Origin of the sequence: Staphylococcus sp. IVB6181 (assembly GCF_025561445.1) — a bacterium.
Classification (GTDB): domain Bacteria; phylum Bacillota; class Bacilli; order Staphylococcales; family Staphylococcaceae; genus Staphylococcus; species Staphylococcus simulans_B.
This window is the reverse complement of the sequence record NZ_CP095096.1, coordinates 1,786,274-1,807,309: the sequence shown is the minus strand read 5'-3', so window position 1 is coordinate 1,807,309 and position 21,036 is coordinate 1,786,274. Positions and strand designations below refer to the sequence as shown.

Here is a 21,036-nt window from a genome sequence, read left to right as displayed (position 1 = left end):
CATAACTTAATCAAGACTTAAACATTTTTAACACTGACTTAATAATCATTTCTTATGCTTTGAGTATACCAAAGCGGAGGTGCTTATTATGCTCAGTTTAAAAAATGTAACAAAGCAATACGACAACAATGAAGTATTAAAGGACATTAACTTGGATATTGAAAATGGAGAGATCGTAGCGTTATTAGGGCCAAGCGGTTGCGGCAAAACGACTTTATTGAATATGATTTTAGGATTAACGGAAGTAACAAGCGGTGAAATTCATTTTAATCATTCGCCGATTCATCATGTACCAATGCAAAAAAGAGGTTTCAATATTGTCTTTCAAGACTATTGTTTATTCCCGCATTTAAATGCACGCGACAATATTATGTATGGTTTGAACAATTTAAAGAAAGACCCGAATACGAAAGAAGTTTCGGATTTAATCGAATTACTAGAATTGCGTCCGCATTTATACAAAAAGATTCACGAATTATCAGGCGGACAAAAGCAAAGAGTTTTGATTGCTCGCACAATTGTTATGGAACCGAAAGTACTATTAATGGATGAACCTTTAAGTGCGCTGGACGGCATGATTAAAGAACGTATTAAAGACATGATTATCAAAGTAGCAAAATCATTAAATCTAACAACGATTATTGTGACACATGCTCCTGAAGAAGCATTGACAATGGCAGATAAAATTGTGGTGATTCAAGAAGGGAAAATCGCACAATTCGGTACACCTGAAGATATTATTCACCGTCCGAATTCAAAGTTTGTAAGACAATTTATTTTGAACCAATTGGAAATCAAGCGTCATCATATTTATCAATTGTTTGGTGAACAACATGGTGCATAAGTTATGGAGTCAGCGCATTATACAAATTTTATTATTAGCATTCTTTATTATCTTTTTAATCTTGCCGATACTGTTGCTGCTGGGGCGTTCAGTAGTAGACAACGGACAGTTAAGCGGTGTGTATTTTAAAGAAGTATTAACGAATCCTGAAGTGACGAAAGCATTGTTTCGAAGTTTGAAATTGTCTTTCATCGCCGCATTTATTACAGCGGTATTAGCGTTTTGACTGCGTATGCGCTTCAAGTCACAGCGCTGCCGCGTATGCTCAAACAATACACGCATGGCATGGTGATGCTGCCGATGTTAGTACCGACAATCACTTACGGTTTCTTGTTGATGTATTTATTCGGCAATGAAGGTATTATTGCTCGATTTTTAGGCGAACCTTTATTTACTGTCTATGGTGAAAAGGGGATGCTTATCGGATACATTATTTATACGTTGCCGGCAGCTTTTATTATCATCAATAATGCATTTAATTATATTGATCATCGTTTTTTCTATGTTTCTCAACTCATGCATGATAATGGGCTGCGCAGATTTTATCATACATTGTTAAGACCGTTAGTCATTCCTATCGGCAATGCCTTTATCTTGTCATTTATTTTAAGTTTCACAGATTTTGGTATACCTGCTTCAATCGGAGCGGACGACACAGTGATTTCTATCTTGCTCTATCAGACTATCTTAGGTTCGATTCCTAAATTTGCACAAGGTGCAGTCATTGCGATGATTATGCTGCTTCCAGCATTGCTCGGCTTTATATTCTTGACTGTAATTGAAAGATGGAATGTCGAACATCGCTTTGCACAACAATACAGTCCGAACAAAAAACCTATGCATGACAGTATTATCGGAACACTGACTTTTATTTTAAGTACGCTTATTTTAGTGATATTTATGGTGATGTTTGTCGTACCTTTCACGACTAATTATCCCTACAATATGCAATTTACATTAAAACATATTATTAATTTGCTGAAAGATGAAGTCTTAGTTCATGTGTATATGCAATCGGTTTTTGTTGCAGTTTGTACAGCTGTATTTGGAACGATTATCGCTTTCTTCAGTGCGATTATCAGCACACGTACACAATTAGCCGGAAGAAAAGGGCTTAATCTGATCGCTATGCTGACGAATACAGTGCCAGGTATGATTTTAGGTTTAGCATATTTGCTCTTTTTCCAAAACAGTTCGTTAAAAGGCACTTTCTTAATTGTGATTCTCAGTATCGTGGTGCATTATTTCACAACGCCTTATTTAATGGCTAAAGGTGCCATGGAAAAACTGGATAAGTCTTGGGATGTGACAAGTATGTTATTGAAAGACAGCTGGTTTGAAACGGTCTTTAAAGTGATTTTACCGAATATGAAGACTACTATTGTTGAAATGATTAATTACTATTTTATTAATGCAATGGTAACCATCAGCGGAGTTATCTTCTTAGTTTCTACATCAACTCAGATTGTTTCAACGCAAATCAATCAGCTGCAGCACTTTAACAGGTTCACAGATATCTTCATTCTATCTATTTTAATCTTACTGACGAATATTATAGTACGCGTAATCAGTCACCTTTGGTTGCGTTATGACAAAGGGAGGGAATTGCGTTGAAAATTAAAATTGTGTTAGTCAGTTTGCTGTGTTTGGTGCTGCTGTATTTCTCATATGTAGGTTTAGGCTCTTCTTCAGATAAAGTGATTATTCAAACCAATGCCGATGAAGAAGCGATTGCTGCGATGGAGAAAGCATTAAATACGCATGGCTATAAAGGTGAATATATTATTCAGCCGCAGTCGACATCTGAATTAGGCGGGAAAATTATGGCAGAAGGCAAAAATATCGAAGCGGATATCATTACACAAGCAAGCTACTATTTAGAAAGTGCACAAAAAGAACATGATATGTTTGCGGCAATGCCATCTTCTATTCAGCAGCAAGAAATCAAACAGTATCCCGACTATATGACTCCTATCCTAGGCAATATGGGTTCATTGTTTGTAAATACGAAAGCACTTAAAGAAAAAGGATTACCGATGCCGCATACGATTAAAGATTTAACGAAGCCGGAATATAAAAATGAAATTTCCTTCCCGAATATTATGGATTCTTCAACAGGCTGGCTCTTGTTGCAAGGTGTACTTGATCAATACGGAGAAAAAGAAGGCAAACACATTATTGAACCGCTCATTATCAATGCCGGACCGCATTTAGAAAGCTCAGGTTCAGGGCCGTTGAAAAAAGTACAATCCGGAGAAGCAACAGTAGGTGCAGGATTAAGAAACCAAGCCATTGATGCCGAGAAAGAAGGAGAACCGATTAAGTATATTGATCCGACTGAAGGCAACTTTGCTTTGACAGAAGCAGCAGCAGTTGTGAAAAAAGGCGGAGAACGCCAGCAAAAAGCACAAAAAATGGTAGCAGTAATTCAAAAGTATGGACGAAAAGATTTATTGAAAGAATATCCAGTACCGCTTTATAAAGGTGAAAAAGTAGATGAAGCGATGAAGCCGAGTCATCCAAAAGCATGGCCGACACCTTTAACTGTGAACTTATTAGATCAGCATCAAACCATCTTTAATGAAGCTAAAAAAGAAGCGGATATTAAAAAAGAACAAAAAGGGGGCAAATAATCATGGCACATGATTATAAATTATTAACACCAGGACCATTGACAACAACAAAGAAAGTAAAGGAACAAATGTTAGAGGATAGATGTACATGGGATAACGATTATAAGTCAGTTACACAAGACATTCGCAAACGCTTATTAGATTTATCAGGTGTAAATGCGGATGAATATACGACAGTTTTACAACAAGGCAGCGGAAGTTTTGTCGTCGAAAGTGTTTTACAGACAGCATTAAGCCAAGAGGATCATATCCTTATTCTCAGCAACGGTGCTTACGGCAATCGTATGATTGAAATGGCAGAACGTATCGGCAAGCGTGTGACAGCATTAAGATTTGAGTATGACAAAGTTCCTGATTTCGATGATGTGAAAGCACTGGTACAAGAAGATAAGACCATTACGCATATTGCGATGGTACACTGCGAAACGACAACTGGAATGCTTAATCCTATTGAACCTTTAACACAAATTGCACAATCATTTGATCTGAAAATTATTATAGATGCAATGAGCAGTTTCGGCGGTTTGCCTATTGATGTCGCAGCATTAGATATCGACTACATTATCAGCAGTGCGAATAAATGTATCCAAGGTGTTCCAGGATTTGGTTTTGTTATCGCAAAACAGGATACATTAAAAACAACGAAAGGGAATGCGCATAGTTTAGTGTTAGATTTATATGACCAATGGCAAGTAATGGAAAAAGATGAAGGCAAATGGCGCTATACATCACCGACACATGTAGTTGCGGCATTCTTAGAAGCATTAGTTGAACTGGAAGAAGAAGGCGGCATAGAAGCAAGACATCAACGCTACCAAGAAAATAATGACTATTTAAGAAAGCATTTAGCAGATATCGGTTTCACACCGTATATTAAACAAGCATATCAATCGCCGATTATCACAACATTTTTATATCCTTATCCAGAGTTTGATTTTGAAGACTTTTATAATCAAATGAAAGCGGAAGGATTTGTATTGTATCCAGGAAAATTAATGGATATTCCTTCATTCAGAATCGGCAACATTGGAGATTTAGACGTGGAAGATTTAAGCAAATTAATTCGTAATATCCGTCAATATATTTTAGAGGAGGAAGTGCAGCATGATTAATAAAATAGAAGGTGTCATTTTCGATTGGGCAGGTACAATGATTGATTTCGGCTGTTTTGCGCCGGTACACGTTTTCGTTAATATCTTTAAAGATGCAGGGATTGATGTAACGATTGAAGAAGCAAGAGAACCTATGGGAATGTTGAAACGCGATCATATTCAAGCAATGTTAGAAATGCCGCGTATTAAAGGATTATGGGAAGAAAAATATGGCAAAGCACCAGAAGAACAAGACATTGATCAACTTTATAATCAATTTGAAACACAGTTGATGCAGACACTTGAAGATTTCACTACACCGATACAAGGCGCTGTGGATACAGCACATTGGTTAAAAGCAAAAGGTATCAAAGTCGGTTCTACTACAGGTTATACCTCTGAAATGATGGAAGTAGTAAAACCTAATGCAGCACAGCAAGGCTATGAACCAGACTTTGTAGCAACTGCAGACTTAGTCGGCAATCATGGCAGACCGTATCCGTATATGATATTTAAAAATATGGAAGTACTTGAACTGAAAAAGGTCCAACATGTCGTTAAAGTCGGCGATACAGTTTCTGATATACAAGAAGGAGTTAACGCAGGCGTAATCACAGTAGGTGTCATCAAAGGCAGTTCACTTTCAGGTTATAACGAATCAGACTGGCAACAACTATCAGTAGATGAACGTACTGAAATCGGTAAAGCGGTCAAAGAGAAATTCGAAGCCAATGGCGCAGATCATGTTATCTACAGTATTGAAGAATTACCAGGATTAATCGAATCATTAAATGCATAGTTAAGGGTGAAATTTAAATAATCCAGAGAGTAGTAGGAAACATTCCATGGTTAGACGTGGAATGTTTCTTTTTTATTTCTAATCATGTCTCATCTTGTATCGCAACAACATACATGAAGTTTGAAATGATTGTATATAAAGAAAAACATATGAGAATAAATTTAAAAGTGCTAACAATGATGATTTGTTATTTATTAAAAGTTGATATAAAATTCTCATCACTATATGCTAAGGGTGTATATCTACAAACAAAGGGGGAAGTTGATATATGAAAAAAGCAAAATTAGATCATGTTATTTTTTGGCCGTCATTAGTCGTTTTGCTAATCATTACTGTGACTTTGATTATTACAAAAGATTCGGCAGAGGTTGTTTTAAATCAGATTTTAACTGGTATTAACAACCGTATGGATTGGGTCTTTGAGTTTTTAGTTTTCAGTTTATTTATTATTCTGCTTTATATCGTGTTCAGCAGATATGGAAAAATAAAACTCGGGGATTCTAAACCGGAATTCAACAATTTTAGTTTTGGTGCGATGTTGTTCTGTGCTGGTATGGGGACTAGCATAATGTTCTGGTCAATGATAGAACCTATGTATTATTACCAAGGTCCGCCATTTGGTTTGAAACCGAAATCACCTGAATCTACTGAATGGTCATTAGCTTATGGTATGTTCCATTGGGGAATTTCTGCATGGTGCATTTATGCATTGCCGACGATAGTCATTGCATACTCATTCTATATAAAGAAAAATCCTTCTCTAAAAGTCAGTCAATCTGTTAAAGGTGCCTTAGGAAAATATTCTGACGGTGTCATTGGCAAAATCATTGATATTTTAGTGATCTGGAGTTTAGTCGGAGGACTTGGGACATCCCTAGGTTTAGGAGTACCGATGATTTCAGCAGGTATCGGGGAAGTTTTAGGAGTAGAACAATCTACTTTATTGAACATTATTATTATTGTGATCTGGTCAGCGATTTATATTACGAGTGCATCGCTTGGGCTTCATAAAGGTATTAAAAATCTTAGTAACTTCAACGTTTATTTAGCTCTCGCATTAGCCATATTCGTCATTATAGTCGGACCTACATCATTCATTTTGACTTACTTTACAGATAGCCTGGGTATTATGTCTAACAACTTTTTACGTATGAGTTTTTATACAGATGCGATTAAGCAAAGCGGATTCCCGCAATCTTGGACAGTGTTCTACTTTGCTTGGTTTGCGACCACTGCACCTTTCATGGGATTGTTCATTGCCAAGATTGCTAAAGGGCGTACATTAAAGAACCTTATTTTAAATGTACTTGCATGGGGAACGTTAGGAAGCTGGCTGTATTTTGCAGTGTTTGGCGGATATACTATTAATTTGCAAATCACTGAAAAATTTGACGTTGTAAAATCTATGGCAGAGAATGGTGATGCTGCAACGGTAATCGAAATATTAAAAACATTGCCAGTAAGTTGGCTGGTGATTCCTTTCTTCGTTATATTAGGATTTATATTCCTCGCAACGTCATTAGATTCAGCTGCTTATATTTTGGCTTCGACTGCATCTAAAAAAGTCGGAGGCGGTATAGAACCGCCTATGTGGCACACAATCGTTTGGGGCGTATTGATGGCCTTGTTATCTATTTCCTTACTGTTGATAGGAGGGCTTGATGTCATTCAAACCTCAGCAGTTGTGGTTTCTGTACCTATTGTTTTGATTTATATTTTATTGATTATTTCGTTGTTCAGATGGTTTAAACAAGATTTTCCAATTAAAAAGGAGGACTCATAATCAATGGGAGTATTTGATGTAGATTATAACAAGATTAATATTGTGAAAGATATGCCTTATGAAGTTGAAATTACACATCATACATGGATAACTATGTCAGACGGCACAAAACTTTCAGCAAAAATTTGGGCGCCTGTGATGGAAGGTAAGAATAAAGGTACTGTCTTAGAATATTTACCGTACAGAAAAGATGATTTTACTGCTTTGCGCGATGAAATAAGACATAAGTACTTTGCAGGACACGGTTATACATCTGTCAGAGTGGATATAAGAGGAACTGGCGATTCAGAAGGCATTATCGATGATGAATATCCTAAAGTCGAACAAGATGATGGTATAGAGATTATCGAATGGATTGCAAAACAGCCTTGGTCCAACGGCTCAGTGGCTATGATTGGAAAATCCTGGGGAGGATTCAATGGTCTGCAAATTGCTGCGAGACGTCCTAAAGCGTTAAAAACAATTATTACATTATGTTCTACTGATGACAGATATGCTGGTGATGTGCATTATCGCGGCGGCACTATGATGGCATCAGATATGCTTTGGTGGGCATCAACAATGTTTGCATATAATGCACGTCCGCCGTTTCCTAAATTTGTAGGCGATCGCTGGTATGATATGTGGATCGACAGATTAGATAAAACACCGCCGTTTGTGGAAAGATGGGTAGAAAATCAAACGAGAAACAGTTATTGGAAACATGGTTCAGTCAATGAAGATTATTCGGATATCAACATACCTGTGCTGACGATGAGCGGTTGGGCAGATGCATATCCGAACGCACTATTTCGCTTGATGGAAAATTTAAATGTACCTAAAAAGGCAATAGTCGGACCTTGGGCGCATGAGTTCCCAGACCTTGCAATTCCTGGACCTCAAATCGGTTACCTGCAAGAAGTGTTGGAATGGCTGGATAAATGGATGGAAAATCCAGATTATGAAGCACACCAAGATGAGTTTTTAGTTTATCTGCAAGATTCTGTTGAACCTAAAACTTCATATGCATACCGCTCTGGAGAGTGGATGGATTTATATCATGAAAAAGTGGAACATCAAGATATTTTGAAAGATTTAGAGGGTTCTGTCAGATTGTTGAATTGCCAGCATCATGGACTTTATTCAGGTGTATTTTGTCCATTTGGCCAAGAAGGCGATTTACCTGACGATCAAACAATTGATAATGCATTAGCTACTACGATTTCTTGTAAAAGGTTTGATGAACCAATCAATATAATTGGTATGCCTATCGCAAAATTAAGGGTGAAATCAGATAAAGAACAAGCAAACATTCATGTTCGGCTTTCAGATGTACACCCTAACGGCAAGAAAACATTAATTACAAGAGGACAATTTAATATTAACCATTATCAGAGTCATGAATTCCCTGAAGCTTTACCGACAGATCAATATGTGGATGTAGAATTCCCGTTAGATGTTGTCGGTTATCAGCTGCCGAAGGGACATCATCTTGAGATAACTATGTCCCCGACATACTGGCCGCAAGTTTGGCCTTCGCCTGAGATGGTGAACTTAGATGTGGACTTGGAACATTCGAAAGTTGAATTGCCGCATGTTAACAAATTTGAACCTGTCACATTAAACTATCCGAATTCAGAAACAGCTGAACCATTAGAAAAAGAAGTGATTAGAGAAGGCAGCAGAACAAGAGATGTCATCAAAAAATTAACAGAAGACAAATGGGTATTAGCGGATTACTCTGATGAGGGGTTAAGAAACTTACCGCACCTTAATATTACTTACGGTACAGAGAATTATAATGATTTCATTATTATTGAAGATGACCCGTTATCAGCACACGTAAGATGTACATGGGATGTCATTGTTAAAGATGACGATATAGATACTAAAGTCGAAACCATCAGCGATATGTGGTGTGATGAAGAATACTTCTATTTATTTAATCAACTTGTTGCTTATAACAATGGTGAACAATGTTTTGAAAAAGAATGGCGCAAAAAGTATAAACGTAACTTTGTATAAAAATATGGATCTGGAACTGCAATGGTTTCAGGTCCTATTTTTCATTTTTTCATGACTCTCAAAATATAGTATAATAAAGAGAATGCGAATGAATAAGAACGTTATAAATGAAAGGTGATGAATCATGGTAATTCAATGGTATCCAGGGCATATGGCGAAAGCGAAACGTGAAGTGTCTGAACAATTAAAGAAGGTTGATGTTGTTTTTGAATTGGTAGACGCACGTATTCCTTATAGCTCAAGAAACCCGATGATTGATGAAGTTATTCAAAATAAGCCGCGTGTGGTGATTATGAATAAAAAAGATATGGCAAATTTAAATGAATTAGCCAAATGGGAAGAATATTTCAAAGGTAAAGGTTATTTCCCAGTAGCTGTAGATGCTAAGCATGGCAAGGGTTTAAAACAAGTAGAGCAAGCTGCAATTGAAGCAACAAAAGAAAAGTTCGAACGTGATAAAGCAAAAGGTTTAAAACCGCGAGCAATTCGTGCCATGATTGTCGGTATTCCGAATGTAGGGAAATCTACTTTAATTAATAAACTAGCAAATAAAGCGATTGCGAAAACAGGTAATACTCCAGGCGTTACCAAGCAGCAGCAATGGATTAAAGTCGGAAAGTCGCTTCAACTGTTAGATACACCGGGAATTCTTTGGCCGAAATTCGAAGATCAGATTGTCGGTAAGAAATTAAGCTTAACAGGTGCAATCAAAGACAGTATTGTGCATTTGGATGATGTTGCGATTTATGGATTAGAGTTTTATAAAGCACATGCAATTGAAGCTCTGCAAAAGCATTATAATGTGGATTTGGATGCTGAAGCAGAAAATCTAGAGTGGTTTGATGCGATAGGACGCAGACGCGGATTATTGCAGCGCGGAAATGAAGTGGATTATGAAGCGGTAATTGAATTGCTGATTAATGACATCAGAAATGCCAAATTAGGTACACAAAGTTTTGATATTTATAAAGAGATGGCAGATGAAATCAAATAATGGGACAGTCGATTAAAGAAATCAAAGCCTTGCTTCAATCTATTGACAGTATAGAAGTACTGGATGCACATGAATGGAACCAAGATACTAGAAAAGGTGTACAACAAGCGCTTTTAAGCCGCAGGAAACAACTCTTAAAAGCACAAGCACTGATAGACAAATATGAAACGATGTCAGAGTATGAAAATGAAATATTGTCTCAAGATGCACAAGCTGTAATCTGCGGGATCGATGAAGTCGGCAGAGGACCATTAGCAGGTCCGGTTGTCGCATGTGCTGAGATCTTAAACGCGGGTCATGCTTATTATGGATTAGATGATTCGAAAAAAGTTTCACCTGCTAAAAGACTGGAACTTAAAGCAGCACTTGAACAAAACGCGACGTATGCTTATGGTTTGGCAACACCTGAAGAAATTGACGACTTGAATATTTATCAAGCGACTCAAGTCGCAATGATGCGAGCGATAGAAGCTTTGCCAAAACAACCGACGCATCTTTTGATAGATGCGATGGAGCTGCCATTAGATATTGCGCAAACTTCGATTATCAAAGGGGACGCAAAAAGTGTTTCAATCGCAGCTGCGAGTATTATGGCAAAAGAATATCGTGATGCTTATATGCGTGAATTAAGTGCAGAATATCCAGGTTATGATTTTGAACATAATGTAGGCTATGGCACAAAAGCACATCTAGCAGGAATAGATAAGCTTGGGGTTACTCCAGAACACAGAAAATCTTTTGAACCGATTAAATCACTTACAACTAAAAATGATTGAAAATAAGGTTGGTGCAAATTGTAAAAATTGGTGCCAGCCTTGTGTAATATTCAGAGTAATTTGAAAAACTACTATAATAGTTACAATCTCATATCTACCAAGGTTTCAAGGGATAATTAAAAAATTAACAAAATTGACAAAATAAGCCTCTTTCAGTTTACAATAGCGCTTTCATTTTCTATAATTAACAGTGTACTTAACCTAAGAAACAGGAGGATGGAGAATGAATATCCACGAGTATCAAGGAAAACAAATCTTTCGTTCAATGGGCGTTCCAGTTCCAGAAGGACGTGTAGCATTCACTGTTGACGAAGCAGTAGAAAAAGCTAAAGAATTAGACACTGATGTTTATGTTGTAAAAGCACAAATCCACGCTGGGGGTAGAGGTAAAGCTGGCGGTGTTAAAATCGCTAAGTCATTATCAGAAGTGGAAGCTTACGCTAAAGAATTATTAGGTAAAACTCTTGTAACTCACCAAACTGGACCACAAGGTAAAGAAGTTAAACGTTTATATATTGAAGAAGGCTGCGATATTCAAAAAGAATATTACGTAGGTTTCGTTATTGACCGTGCGACAGATCGCGTTACTTTAATGGCATCTGAAGAAGGCGGTACTGAAATTGAAGAAGTAGCGGCTTCAACACCAGAAAAAATCTTCAAAGAAACTATCGATCCTGTTGTTGGTTTAGCACCATACCAAGCACGTCGTATTGCTTTCAATATCAATATTCCAAAAGAATCAATCAACAAAGCGGCTAAATTCTTAATCGCTTTATACAATGTATTTATCGAAAAAGATGCTTCTATCGTTGAAATCAACCCGCTTGTAACTACAGGCGACGGAGATGTTTTAGCATTAGATGCTAAAATCAACTTTGACGATAACGCATTATTCAGACACAAAGACATTTTAGAATTCCGTGATTTAGAAGAAGAAGATCCAAAAGAAATCGAAGCTTCTAAATACGATTTATCTTACATTGCTTTAGATGGCGACATCGGTTGTATGGTTAACGGTGCCGGCTTAGCTATGGCAACAATGGATACAATCAATCACTTCGGAGGCCATCCTGCAAACTTCTTAGACGTAGGCGGCGGCGCTACGAAAGAAAAAGTTACTGAAGCATTCAAAATCATCTTAGGCGATGATCATGTTAAAGGTATCTTTGTAAATATCTTCGGTGGTATCATGCGTTGCGACATTATCGCAGAAGGTATCGTAGCAGCAGTTAAAGAAGTAGACTTAACATTGCCTTTAGTAGTACGTCTTGAAGGTACAAACGTTGAGTTAGGTAAACAAATCTTAAAAGATTCAGGTTTAGCAATTGAGCCGGCAGCAACAATGGCTGAAGGCGCTCAAAAAATTGTCAAACTTGTCAAAGAAGTCTAAGGAAAGGATGAGACACTAAGATGAGCGTATATGTTGATAAGAACACAAAAGTAATTGTACAAGGTATCACTGGGTCTACAGCCCTTTTCCATACGAAACAAATGCTTGAATACGGTACTCAAATCGTTGCAGGTGTTACACCTGGTAAAGGCGGTCAAGTAGTTGAAGGCGTACCAGTATTCAACACTGTAGAAGAAGCGAAAAAAGAAACAGGAGCAAACGTTTCAGTAATTTACGTTCCAGCTCCATTTGCGGCTGACGCAATTTTAGAATGTGCAGATGCTGAATTAGATTTAGCAATTTGTATCACAGAACACATTCCTGTTCTTGATATGGTTAAAGTTAAACGTTATTTAGAAGATAAACATACACGTTTAATCGGACCAAACTGCCCAGGTGTTATCTCTCCAGATGATTGCAAAATCGGAATTATGCCTGGCTATATCCACAAAAAAGGCCATGTAGGTGTTGTATCACGTTCTGGTACATTAACTTACGAAGCAGTGCATCAATTAACTGAAGAAGGAATCGGACAAACTTCAGCTGTTGGTATCGGTGGCGACCCAGTCAACGGTACAAACTTCATCGATGTATTAGATGCATTCAATAAAGATGAAGATACAAAAGCTGTTGTAATGATCGGTGAAATCGGCGGTACTGCTGAGGAAGAAGCGGCTGAATGGATTAAAGCTAACATGACTAAACCAGTTGTAGGCTTCATCGGAGGTCAAACAGCCCCTCCAGGTAAACGTATGGGCCATGCTGGTGCGATTATTTCTGGCGGTAAAGGTACTGCTAAAGAAAAAATCAAAACACTCAATGAAAATGGTGTTAAAACAGCAGATACACCTTCTGAAATCGGTTCAACTTTAATTGAAGCGGCAAAAGAAGCGGGTATCTACGAACAATTATTAACAGTTAAAAAAGACGCATAAGCTGCGTTGAAATAAATAGAGAGTCAGACACAGGTTTGCATTGTTTCGCAAATCTGTGTCTTTTCATTTTCATACTTGAGTATTCCTATAGCTATAGATTAATTTATCGTTTTACTTACATATAATAGTAGAAACTCCTAACATTAGGTTCTAATCAGAAAAGTGTTGTCTGAAATATTGATTTCTATGTATAATGACATCAAACAACATAGAAAGCAGGAAAGATATGCCTCATAAAACAATCGATTCAGAACTCCTCAAATTACGCTTTGCCGGCTATTCCACAAGGCAGATATATGCATTATTAAGCAGCAACTCCGATTATTTTGATTTGCCTCTTAAAGAAAAAATGACAAATCTTCGACATTTTTCAAATCATACTCCTTCACGTTATGCCGCAACTTATTATCACAACTATTGTACGCTCAATGTTGAACAAATCCGACGCAAATTAACTGACTCAAACATCGAGATTATTTCAATTTTTCATCCTCTCTATCCGAAACTGCTAAAAAACATTTATGATCCGCCATTGATTTTGTTTTGCAAAGGAAACTTAGATTTATTGCGCGGACAGAACTACTTAAGTATCGTAGGTTCCAGAGAAGCTACCGCATACACTGAGAAAGTTTTGAAAGTATTAATGGCTGATTTATCTTTATATCCTTTTGTGATAGTTTCCGGTTTAGCAAAAGGCGGAGACTGCTTTGCACATCAAGCAGCATTGCATCATCATATGCCGACGATAGGTGTCTTAGCATTCGGACATTATCATCATTATCCGAAAGAAACAAAAGCAGTGCGTTCTATAATAGAAAGAAAAGGATTAACTATCAGTGAATATATTCCAAGCGATCCGCCGAAAAAATATAAGTTTCCAGAACGCAATCGTATTATCAGCGGATTAGCACAAGGTGTGATGATTACAGAGTCGAGGGAAAGAAGCGGAGCACAAATCACAGTGGATTTAGCTTTAGAACAAAACCGCAATGTTTATGTGCTGCCGGGCAGTCTCTTTCAATCATTAACACGCGGTAATTTAAAGCGTGCGCAAGAAGGTGCAAAGATTGTACTTTGTGCACAAGATATTATTGAAGATTATCAACAGATTGAGTGATACAATAGATGGAATTATCACTAATATTGATGTCAATCGTTGATATTCATGTAAATTAAAATATTGACAAATGTAAAATAAACCGTTTATCATTTATCTTTGTAACAAGGAACATTTAATTGGAGCAAAGGGGGATCCTACTTTGGCAGATAATTTAGTCATAGTTGAGTCGCCTGCAAAAGCAAAAACAATTGAAAAATATTTAGGGAAACGTTATAAAGTTATCGCTTCAATGGGGCATGTCAGAGATTTGCCGAGAAGCCAAATGGGCGTAGATGTTGAAGATGATTTTGAACCCAAATATATTACGATTCGTGGTAAAGGACCGGTCGTTGCTGAATTAAAGAGACATGCTAAAAAAGCAAAGAAAATCTTCCTAGCAAGTGACCCCGACCGTGAAGGTGAAGCAATTGCATGGCACTTAGCAAACATTTTAAAATTAGATGAAAATGCTAAAAACCGAGTTGTATTTAACGAAATTACGAAGGATGCAGTAAAAGAAAGTTTTAAAACGCCGAGAAGTTTAGAGCGTAATCTAGTCGATGCACAGCAAGCACGCCGTATTGTAGACAGATTAGTAGGTTACAATATTTCACCGGTATTATGGAAAAAAGTTAAAAAAGGACTTTCAGCTGGGCGTGTACAATCTGTTGCGTTGCGTCTAGTGATTGATCGTGAAAATGAAATCCGTAATTTCAAACCAGAAGAATATTGGAAAATCGAAGGGAAATTCCGCTATAAAAAATCGACTTTCACAGCAAAATTCCTTCATTATAAGCACAAGCCTTATAAATTGAAGAATAAAGATGATGTAAAATTTGTGACGGATCAGCTTGATGGCGAGAATTTCGAAGTGACAAAAGTGACACGCAAAGAGAAAAAACGTAATCCAGCAAATCCATTCACAACTTCTACTTTGCAACAAGAAGCTTCTAGAAAACTAGGCTTCAAGACGAGAAAAACTATGATGGTTGCACAGCAGCTGTATGAAGGTATCGATTTAAAACGCCAAGGTACAGTCGGTTTGATTACTTATATGCGTACTGACTCTACACGTATCTCTGCAGATGCAAAAGCAGAAACGAAAGATTACATTACTGAAAAATACGGTAAAGAATATATTTCTCATCGCAAGGCATCAGGCAAACAAGGGGATCAAGATGCCCACGAAGCGATTCGTCCTACGAAAACTTTGCGTACACCTGATGAGATGAAAGCATATTTGACGAAAGACCAATACCGTTTGTATAAATTGATTTGGGAACGTTTTGTCGCAAGTCAAATGGCACCTGCTGTAATTGATACAGTAGCGATGGACATTGAGCAAAACGATATTAAATTCCGTGCGAATGGCCAATCAATCAAATTCAAAGGTTTCATGACTTTATATGTGGAATCAAAAGATGAAGAAGAGCAAAATAAACGCTTGCCGATTATCGAAGAAGGCGAAACAGTCATTGCGACAAACATCGAACCTTCTCAACACTTTACACAACCGCCTCCAAGATATACTGAAGCGCGCTTGGTTAAAACGTTGGAAGAACTTAAAATCGGAAGACCTTCGACTTATGCACCGACGATTGACACCATTCAAAAGCGAAACTATGTTAAATTGGAAAGTAAGCGGTTTGTGCCGACAGAGTTAGGTGAAATCGTGCATGAACAAGTAAAAGAATACTTCCCTGAAATCATTGATGTCGAATTTACAGTCAACATGGAAACATTACTTGATAAAATCGCAGACGGCGATGAAAAATGGAGAAATGTTGTAGCAAATTTCTATGGCGGGTTCAAAGATGATGTAGAACGTGCTGAAAAAGAAATGGAAAAAATTGAAATCAAAGATGAACCGGCTGGAGAAGATTGTGAAAAATGCGGTGCTCCGATGGTAATTAAAATGGGACGTTACGGCAAGTTCATGGCTTGTTCCAACTTCCCGGATTGCAGAAACACGAAAGCTATCGTTAAAGAAATCGGCGTAAAATGTCCGAAATGCAAAGATGGCGAAGTTGTTGAACGCAAATCTAAAAAAGGAAGAATCTTTTACGGTTGTTCGAACTATCCAGAATGCGACTATATTTCATGGGATAAACCAGTAGGCAGAGATTGCCCTAAATGCGACCACCACTTAGTGGTACGTAAAAAAGGACGTTCAAGCCAAGTGGTTTGCTCAAATTGCGATTATAAAGAAGAAGTTCAAAAATAAAGCCAGAGTTGAGAGGTTGGACACAAAACGGCACTACGCTAATTGCGTCTTGCCTCTTTTCATCTGATTGAGGAGGATTATTAATGACAGACACAGTTAATGTAGTTGGTGCTGGTCTAGCAGGATCAGAAGCAGCATATCAGCTGGCACAAAGAGGAATTAAAGTGAATTTAATCGAAATGCGTCCAGTAAAACAAACACCTGCGCATCATACGGATAAATTTGCGGAGTTGGTTTGTTCAAACTCTTTACGCGGTAACTCACTGACAAACGCGGTAGGTGTGTTGAAAGAAGAAATGCGCCGTTTAGATTCATTGATTATCAGAGCGGCAGATAATGCACGTGTGCCTGCTGGCGGTGCGTTAGCTGTAGACAGACATGATTTCGCAGGATATATTACGGATACGTTGAAATCACATCCGAATATTACGGTTATCAATGAAGAAATCGAACAAATTCCTGAAGGCTATACAATTATTGCGACAGGACCTTTAACAACAGAAGGCCTTGCTAAAGAAATTGTAGACATTACAGGCGAAGATCAGCTTTACTTCTATGATGCAGCTGCGCCTATCATTGAAAAAGATACAATCGATATGGATAAAGTGTATTTGAAATCAAGATATGATAAAGGCGAAGCAGCTTACTTGAACTGTCCGATGACAGAAGAAGAATTCGATAGATTCTACGATGCAATATTAAAAGCTGAAACTGCACCAGTAAATGAATTCGAGAAAGAAAAGTATTTCGAAGGCTGTATGCCGTTTGAAGTGATGGCAGAACGCGGACGCAAAACATTATTGTTCGGTCCAATGAAACCAGTCGGCTTAGAAGATCCTAAAACAGGCAAACGTCCATTTGCGGTCGTTCAATTACGTCAAGACGACGCAGCAGGTACGTTGTATAATATTGTCGGATTCCAGACACATTTAAAATGGGGTGCACAAAAAGATGTCATCCGTCTGATCCCTGGTTTAGAAAATGTAGATATTGTACGTTATGGTGTTATGCACAGAAATACATTTATCAACTCACCGGATGTATTAAGCGAAACGTATCAATTGAAAGGCCACGACAAAGTATACTTTGCAGGTCAAATGACTGGTGTTGAAGGTTATGTAGAAAGTGCCGCAAGCGGTTTAGTTGCGGGTATCAACGTTGCACATAAACTTCAAAACAAAGCAGAAGTCATCTTCCCGCGCGAAACAATGATCGGCAGCATGGCATACTACATTTCACATGCTAAAAACAATAAGAACTTCCAACCTATGAATGCAAACTTCGGTTTAGTGCCTTCATTAGAGAAACGCATTAAAGACAAAAAAGAGAGATATGAACAACAAGCAAATCGTGCGTTAACGTATTTAGAGAATTTTAAGCAAACATTGTGATAAATTATGAATATTTTGATAAAATGGATTTGTGTTTAGAAAACGTTTGCGGTTTCGAGACTTAAATCACTGCAGCTCCCTCTGTCGATATGCTACAATGCAAATGATGGAGGGGTTTTTATTGAATAAAATCCAAGACAATTTTTTATATATGCTGAAAGTTGAACGCTTTTTTTCTAAACATACTTTGAAATCATATCATGATGATTTAATTCAATTTAACAGCTTTTTAGAACAAGAGCATTTACAATTAAAATCTTTCGAATATAAAGATGCAAGAAATTATTTATCATATTTATATTCAAAAGGCTTGAAAAGAACAACAGTTTCTCGTAAAATTTCAACGTTACGGTCTTTCTATGAATATTGGATGACACAAGATGACACAATTATTAACCCATTTGTTCAACTCGTGCATCCGAAAAAAGAACAATACTTACCACACTTCTTTTATGAAGAAGAAATGAGTGCACTCTTTGAAACCGTAGAAGAAGATGGAACAAAAGGTATGCGAGATCGTGTCATTTTAGAATTATTATATGGTACTGGTATTCGAGTTTCAGAATTAGTGAACATCAAGTTAGAGGATTTAGATTTAAATTCGCCGGGTGTCAAAGTATTAGGTAAAGGTAATAAAGAACGCTTTATTCCTTTTGGAAATATGTGCAGAGAAAGTATCGAACGTTATCTTTCTGAGTTTGCGCCGATTAAGAAATCAACGCATGATTATCTGTTGGTTAATATGAACGGACGTCCGATTACAGAACGCGGTGTACGCTATGTATTGAATGACATAGTGAAGCGGACTGCAGGCGTGACAGATATTCATCCGCATAAGCTGCGCCATACGTTTGCGACACATATGCTGAATGAAGGTGCAGATTTAAGAACGGTGCAATCACTGCTCGGCCATGTTAACTTATCGACGACTGGCCGCTATACACATGTTTCTAATCAACAATTGCGCAAAGTGTATTTAAATGCACATCCTCGAGCTAAAAAGGAGAAATAGGAATGAATAATTCAATTCATGCGACTACAATATTTGCGGTACGGCAAAACGGCCATGCGGCAATGGCTGGCGATGGTCAAGTGACACTTGGACAACAAGTCATTATGAAGCAAACTGCACGCAAAGTCCGCAGACTTTATAACGGAAAAGTCTTAGCAGGGTTTGCAGGCAGTGTGGCAGATGCATTTACATTGTTTGAAAAATTCGAAACGAAATTGCAAGAATTCAGCGGCAATTTGGAACGAGCAGCTGTTGAACTTGCACAAGAGTGGAGAGGCGATAAACAGCTCAGACAATTAGAAGCAATGCTGATTGTAATGGATAAAGATGCCATTTTAGTTGTCAGCGGTACTGGCGAAGTGATTGCTCCGGATGACGATTTAATTGCAATCGGTTCTGGCGGCAACTATGCTTTAAGTGCTGGACGTGCTTTGAAACGCCATACGGAAATGGAAGCAAAAGACATTGCTTATTCAAGTTTGAAAGTCGCTTCAGAGATTTGTGTCTTCACAAATGACAACATTATTGTCGAAGAATTATAAATACATTAAACATTAAGACAACGCTATTTTTTCCAGTTCATGGGAAGAAGGTAAAATATATATTGGAGGTTGATCAACGAATGGATGCTAGCGCTATTAAACTTACCCCTAAAGATATTGTATCTCAACTCAATGAGTACATTGTCGGACAAGATGACGCTAAGAAAAAAGTAGCCATTGCTTTGAGAAACAGATATCGCCGAAGTCAGTTGGACGAAGAATTAAAACAAGAAATCGTTCCTAAGAACATTTTGATGATTGGTCCAACTGGTGTGGGTAAAACTGAAATCGCAAGAAGAATGGCTAAAATCGTTGGTGCACCGTTTATCAAAGTTGAAGCAACGAAGTTCACGGAGGTAGGCTATGTAGGACGCGACGTCGAAAGCATGGTGCGTGACTTGGTTGATGTAGCTGTAAGACTTGTTAAAGACGGCAGGAAAGAACAAGTTAAAGATGAAGCGGTCAAAAAAGCAAATGATAAATTAGTGAAATTACTTGTACCAAGTATGAAGAAAAAAGCGAATCAAAATGCAGGAAATCCTTTTGAATCATTATTCGGAGGCATGATGCCGAACTTTGGCAATAATGATGACGAAGAGGAAGAACCGCCGACAGAAGATATTAAAACAAAACGTTCTGAAATTCGCAGACAATTATTAAACGGCGAATTAGAAGAAGAAAAAGTACGTATTAAAGTGGACCAAGATCCTGGCGCAATGGGTATGCTTGGTACCAACCAAAATCAACAAGTTCAAGATATGATGAATCAATTAATGCCTAAGAAGAAAGTGGAACGTGAAGTTCCGGTTAAAACTGCACGCAAGATTTTAGCAGATAACTATGCAGATGAACTTATCGATCACGAGACAGCAAACCAAGAAGCGTTGGAATTAGCTGAGCAAATGGGTATTATCTTTATTGATGAAATAGACAAAGTAGCAAGCAATAATCAAGCTGGCGGACAAGATGTTTCAAGACAAGGTGTACAAAGAGATATCTTGCCGATTGTCGAAGGAAGCGTTGTACAAACCAAATACGGAAGTGTGAACACAGAACACATGCTCTTTATCGGAGCAGGTGCGTTCCACGTATCAAAACCAAGTGATTTGATTCCTGAATTGCAAGGACGTTTCCCGATCCGTGTTGAACTTGAAAGTTTATCAGTCGAAGACTTTGTGAATATTCTTAAAGAGCCTAAACTTTCTTTAATCAAGCAATATGAAGCGTTATTACAAACAGAAGAAGTTACGGTCAACTTTACAGATGAAGCTATCACACGTCTTGCTGAAACTGCTTTCCAAGTCAATCAAGATACTGACAATATCGGAGCAAGACGTTTACACACGATTTTAGAAAAAATGTTAGAAGATCTTTCTTACGAAGCACCTGGAATGCCTAATGCGGTAGTAGAGATAACAGCACAATATGTTGATGACAAGTTGAAATCTATTTCTATGAATAAAGATTTAAGTGCATTTATCTTATAAACTTATAATTATAAATACAAAAGGAGAAGAAA

18 protein-coding genes are annotated in these 21,036 nt (G+C 37.6%); all 18 read left to right on the top strand.

From position 1 onward, the window contains the following. The first annotated feature begins 88 nt into the window (after positions 1-88). The 18 genes from MUA90_RS08760 (at position 89) to hslU (ending at position 21,004) form a co-directional block, all read left to right on the top strand. The gene (locus tag MUA90_RS08760; protein ID WP_262586353.1) at positions 89-844 is read left to right on the top strand and encodes an ABC transporter ATP-binding protein; all 756 of its coding nucleotides are present in this window, start codon (positions 89-91) and stop codon (positions 842-844) included. After that, the gene (locus MUA90_RS08755) at positions 834-1,070 is read left to right on the top strand and encodes a hypothetical protein (RefSeq protein ID WP_262586351.1); all 237 of its coding nucleotides are present in this window, start codon (positions 834-836) and stop codon (positions 1,068-1,070) included. The genes MUA90_RS08760 and MUA90_RS08755 overlap by 11 nt, the downstream gene beginning before the upstream one ends. Continuing rightward, positions 1,067-2,458, top strand: coding sequence for an ABC transporter permease subunit (locus tag MUA90_RS08750; RefSeq protein WP_262586350.1), 1,392 nt, complete (start codon positions 1,067-1,069; stop codon positions 2,456-2,458). Before MUA90_RS08755 ends, MUA90_RS08750 begins: the two co-directional genes overlap by 4 nt. Further along, on the top strand, positions 2,455-3,477 hold the full coding sequence (locus tag MUA90_RS08745) for an extracellular solute-binding protein (protein WP_316959788.1): 1,023 nt from the start codon (positions 2,455-2,457) through the stop codon (positions 3,475-3,477). Before MUA90_RS08750 ends, MUA90_RS08745 begins: the two co-directional genes overlap by 4 nt. Positions 3,478-3,479: 2 nt before the next feature. Further along, positions 3,480-4,589: a 2-aminoethylphosphonate--pyruvate transaminase gene (gene phnW, locus MUA90_RS08740; RefSeq protein WP_262586348.1), complete on the top strand. Its 1,110-nt coding sequence runs from the start codon at positions 3,480-3,482 to the stop codon at positions 4,587-4,589. Next, positions 4,582-5,367: a phosphonoacetaldehyde hydrolase gene (phnX, locus tag MUA90_RS08735; RefSeq protein ID WP_262586346.1), complete on the top strand. Its 786-nt coding sequence runs from the start codon at positions 4,582-4,584 to the stop codon at positions 5,365-5,367. Before phnW ends, phnX begins: the two co-directional genes overlap by 8 nt. A 268-nt stretch (positions 5,368-5,635) precedes the next feature. Next, positions 5,636-7,150, top strand: coding sequence for a BCCT family transporter (locus MUA90_RS08730; RefSeq protein ID WP_262586344.1), 1,515 nt, complete (start codon positions 5,636-5,638; stop codon positions 7,148-7,150). A 3-nt stretch (positions 7,151-7,153) separates the two neighbouring features. Further along, entirely contained in the window at positions 7,154-9,154 is a 2,001-nt protein-coding gene (locus MUA90_RS08725) for a CocE/NonD family hydrolase (RefSeq protein ID WP_262586342.1), read from the top strand. A gap of 124 nt (positions 9,155-9,278) precedes the next feature. Then, entirely contained in the window at positions 9,279-10,148 is an 870-nt protein-coding gene (gene ylqF, locus MUA90_RS08720) for a ribosome biogenesis GTPase YlqF (RefSeq protein ID WP_262586340.1), read from the top strand. Beyond that, positions 10,148-10,924 (top strand): ribonuclease HII, encoded by a 777-nt coding sequence (locus tag MUA90_RS08715; RefSeq protein WP_262586338.1) that lies wholly within the window; start codon positions 10,148-10,150, stop codon positions 10,922-10,924. Before ylqF ends, MUA90_RS08715 begins: the two co-directional genes overlap by 1 nt. A 223-nt stretch (positions 10,925-11,147) precedes the next feature. Beyond that, positions 11,148-12,314: an ADP-forming succinate--CoA ligase subunit beta gene (sucC, locus tag MUA90_RS08710; protein WP_105992976.1), complete on the top strand. Its 1,167-nt coding sequence runs from the start codon at positions 11,148-11,150 to the stop codon at positions 12,312-12,314. 20 nt (positions 12,315-12,334) lie between these two features. Then, positions 12,335-13,249, top strand: a complete 915-nt coding sequence (gene sucD, locus MUA90_RS08705; protein ID WP_114603490.1) for a succinate--CoA ligase subunit alpha — start codon at positions 12,335-12,337, stop codon at positions 13,247-13,249. Between the two features lie 226 nt (positions 13,250-13,475). Then, on the top strand, positions 13,476-14,366 hold the full coding sequence (gene dprA / locus MUA90_RS08700) for a DNA-processing protein DprA (RefSeq protein ID WP_262586335.1): 891 nt from the start codon (positions 13,476-13,478) through the stop codon (positions 14,364-14,366). Between the two features lie 142 nt (positions 14,367-14,508). Then, positions 14,509-16,572 (top strand): type I DNA topoisomerase, encoded by a 2,064-nt coding sequence (gene topA, locus MUA90_RS08695; RefSeq protein WP_262586333.1) that lies wholly within the window; start codon positions 14,509-14,511, stop codon positions 16,570-16,572. Positions 16,573-16,655: 83 nt separating this feature from the next. After that, positions 16,656-17,963: an FADH(2)-oxidizing methylenetetrahydrofolate--tRNA-(uracil(54)-C(5))-methyltransferase TrmFO gene (gene trmFO, locus MUA90_RS08690; protein WP_262586332.1), complete on the top strand. Its 1,308-nt coding sequence runs from the start codon at positions 16,656-16,658 to the stop codon at positions 17,961-17,963. A 121-nt stretch (positions 17,964-18,084) separates the two neighbouring features. Beyond that, entirely contained in the window at positions 18,085-18,975 is an 891-nt protein-coding gene (gene xerC / locus MUA90_RS08685; RefSeq protein WP_262586329.1) for a tyrosine recombinase XerC, read from the top strand. Positions 18,976-18,977: 2 nt separating this feature from the next. Then, on the top strand, positions 18,978-19,517 hold the full coding sequence (hslV, locus tag MUA90_RS08680; RefSeq protein ID WP_114603486.1) for an ATP-dependent protease subunit HslV: 540 nt from the start codon (positions 18,978-18,980) through the stop codon (positions 19,515-19,517). An 80-nt stretch (positions 19,518-19,597) separates the two neighbouring features. Beyond that, positions 19,598-21,004 carry an ATP-dependent protease ATPase subunit HslU gene (hslU, locus tag MUA90_RS08675; protein WP_262586326.1) on the top strand — a complete coding sequence of 469 codons (1,407 nt, stop codon included), beginning with the start codon at positions 19,598-19,600 and terminating at the stop codon, positions 21,002-21,004. The last annotated feature ends 32 nt before the right edge of the window (positions 21,005-21,036 follow it).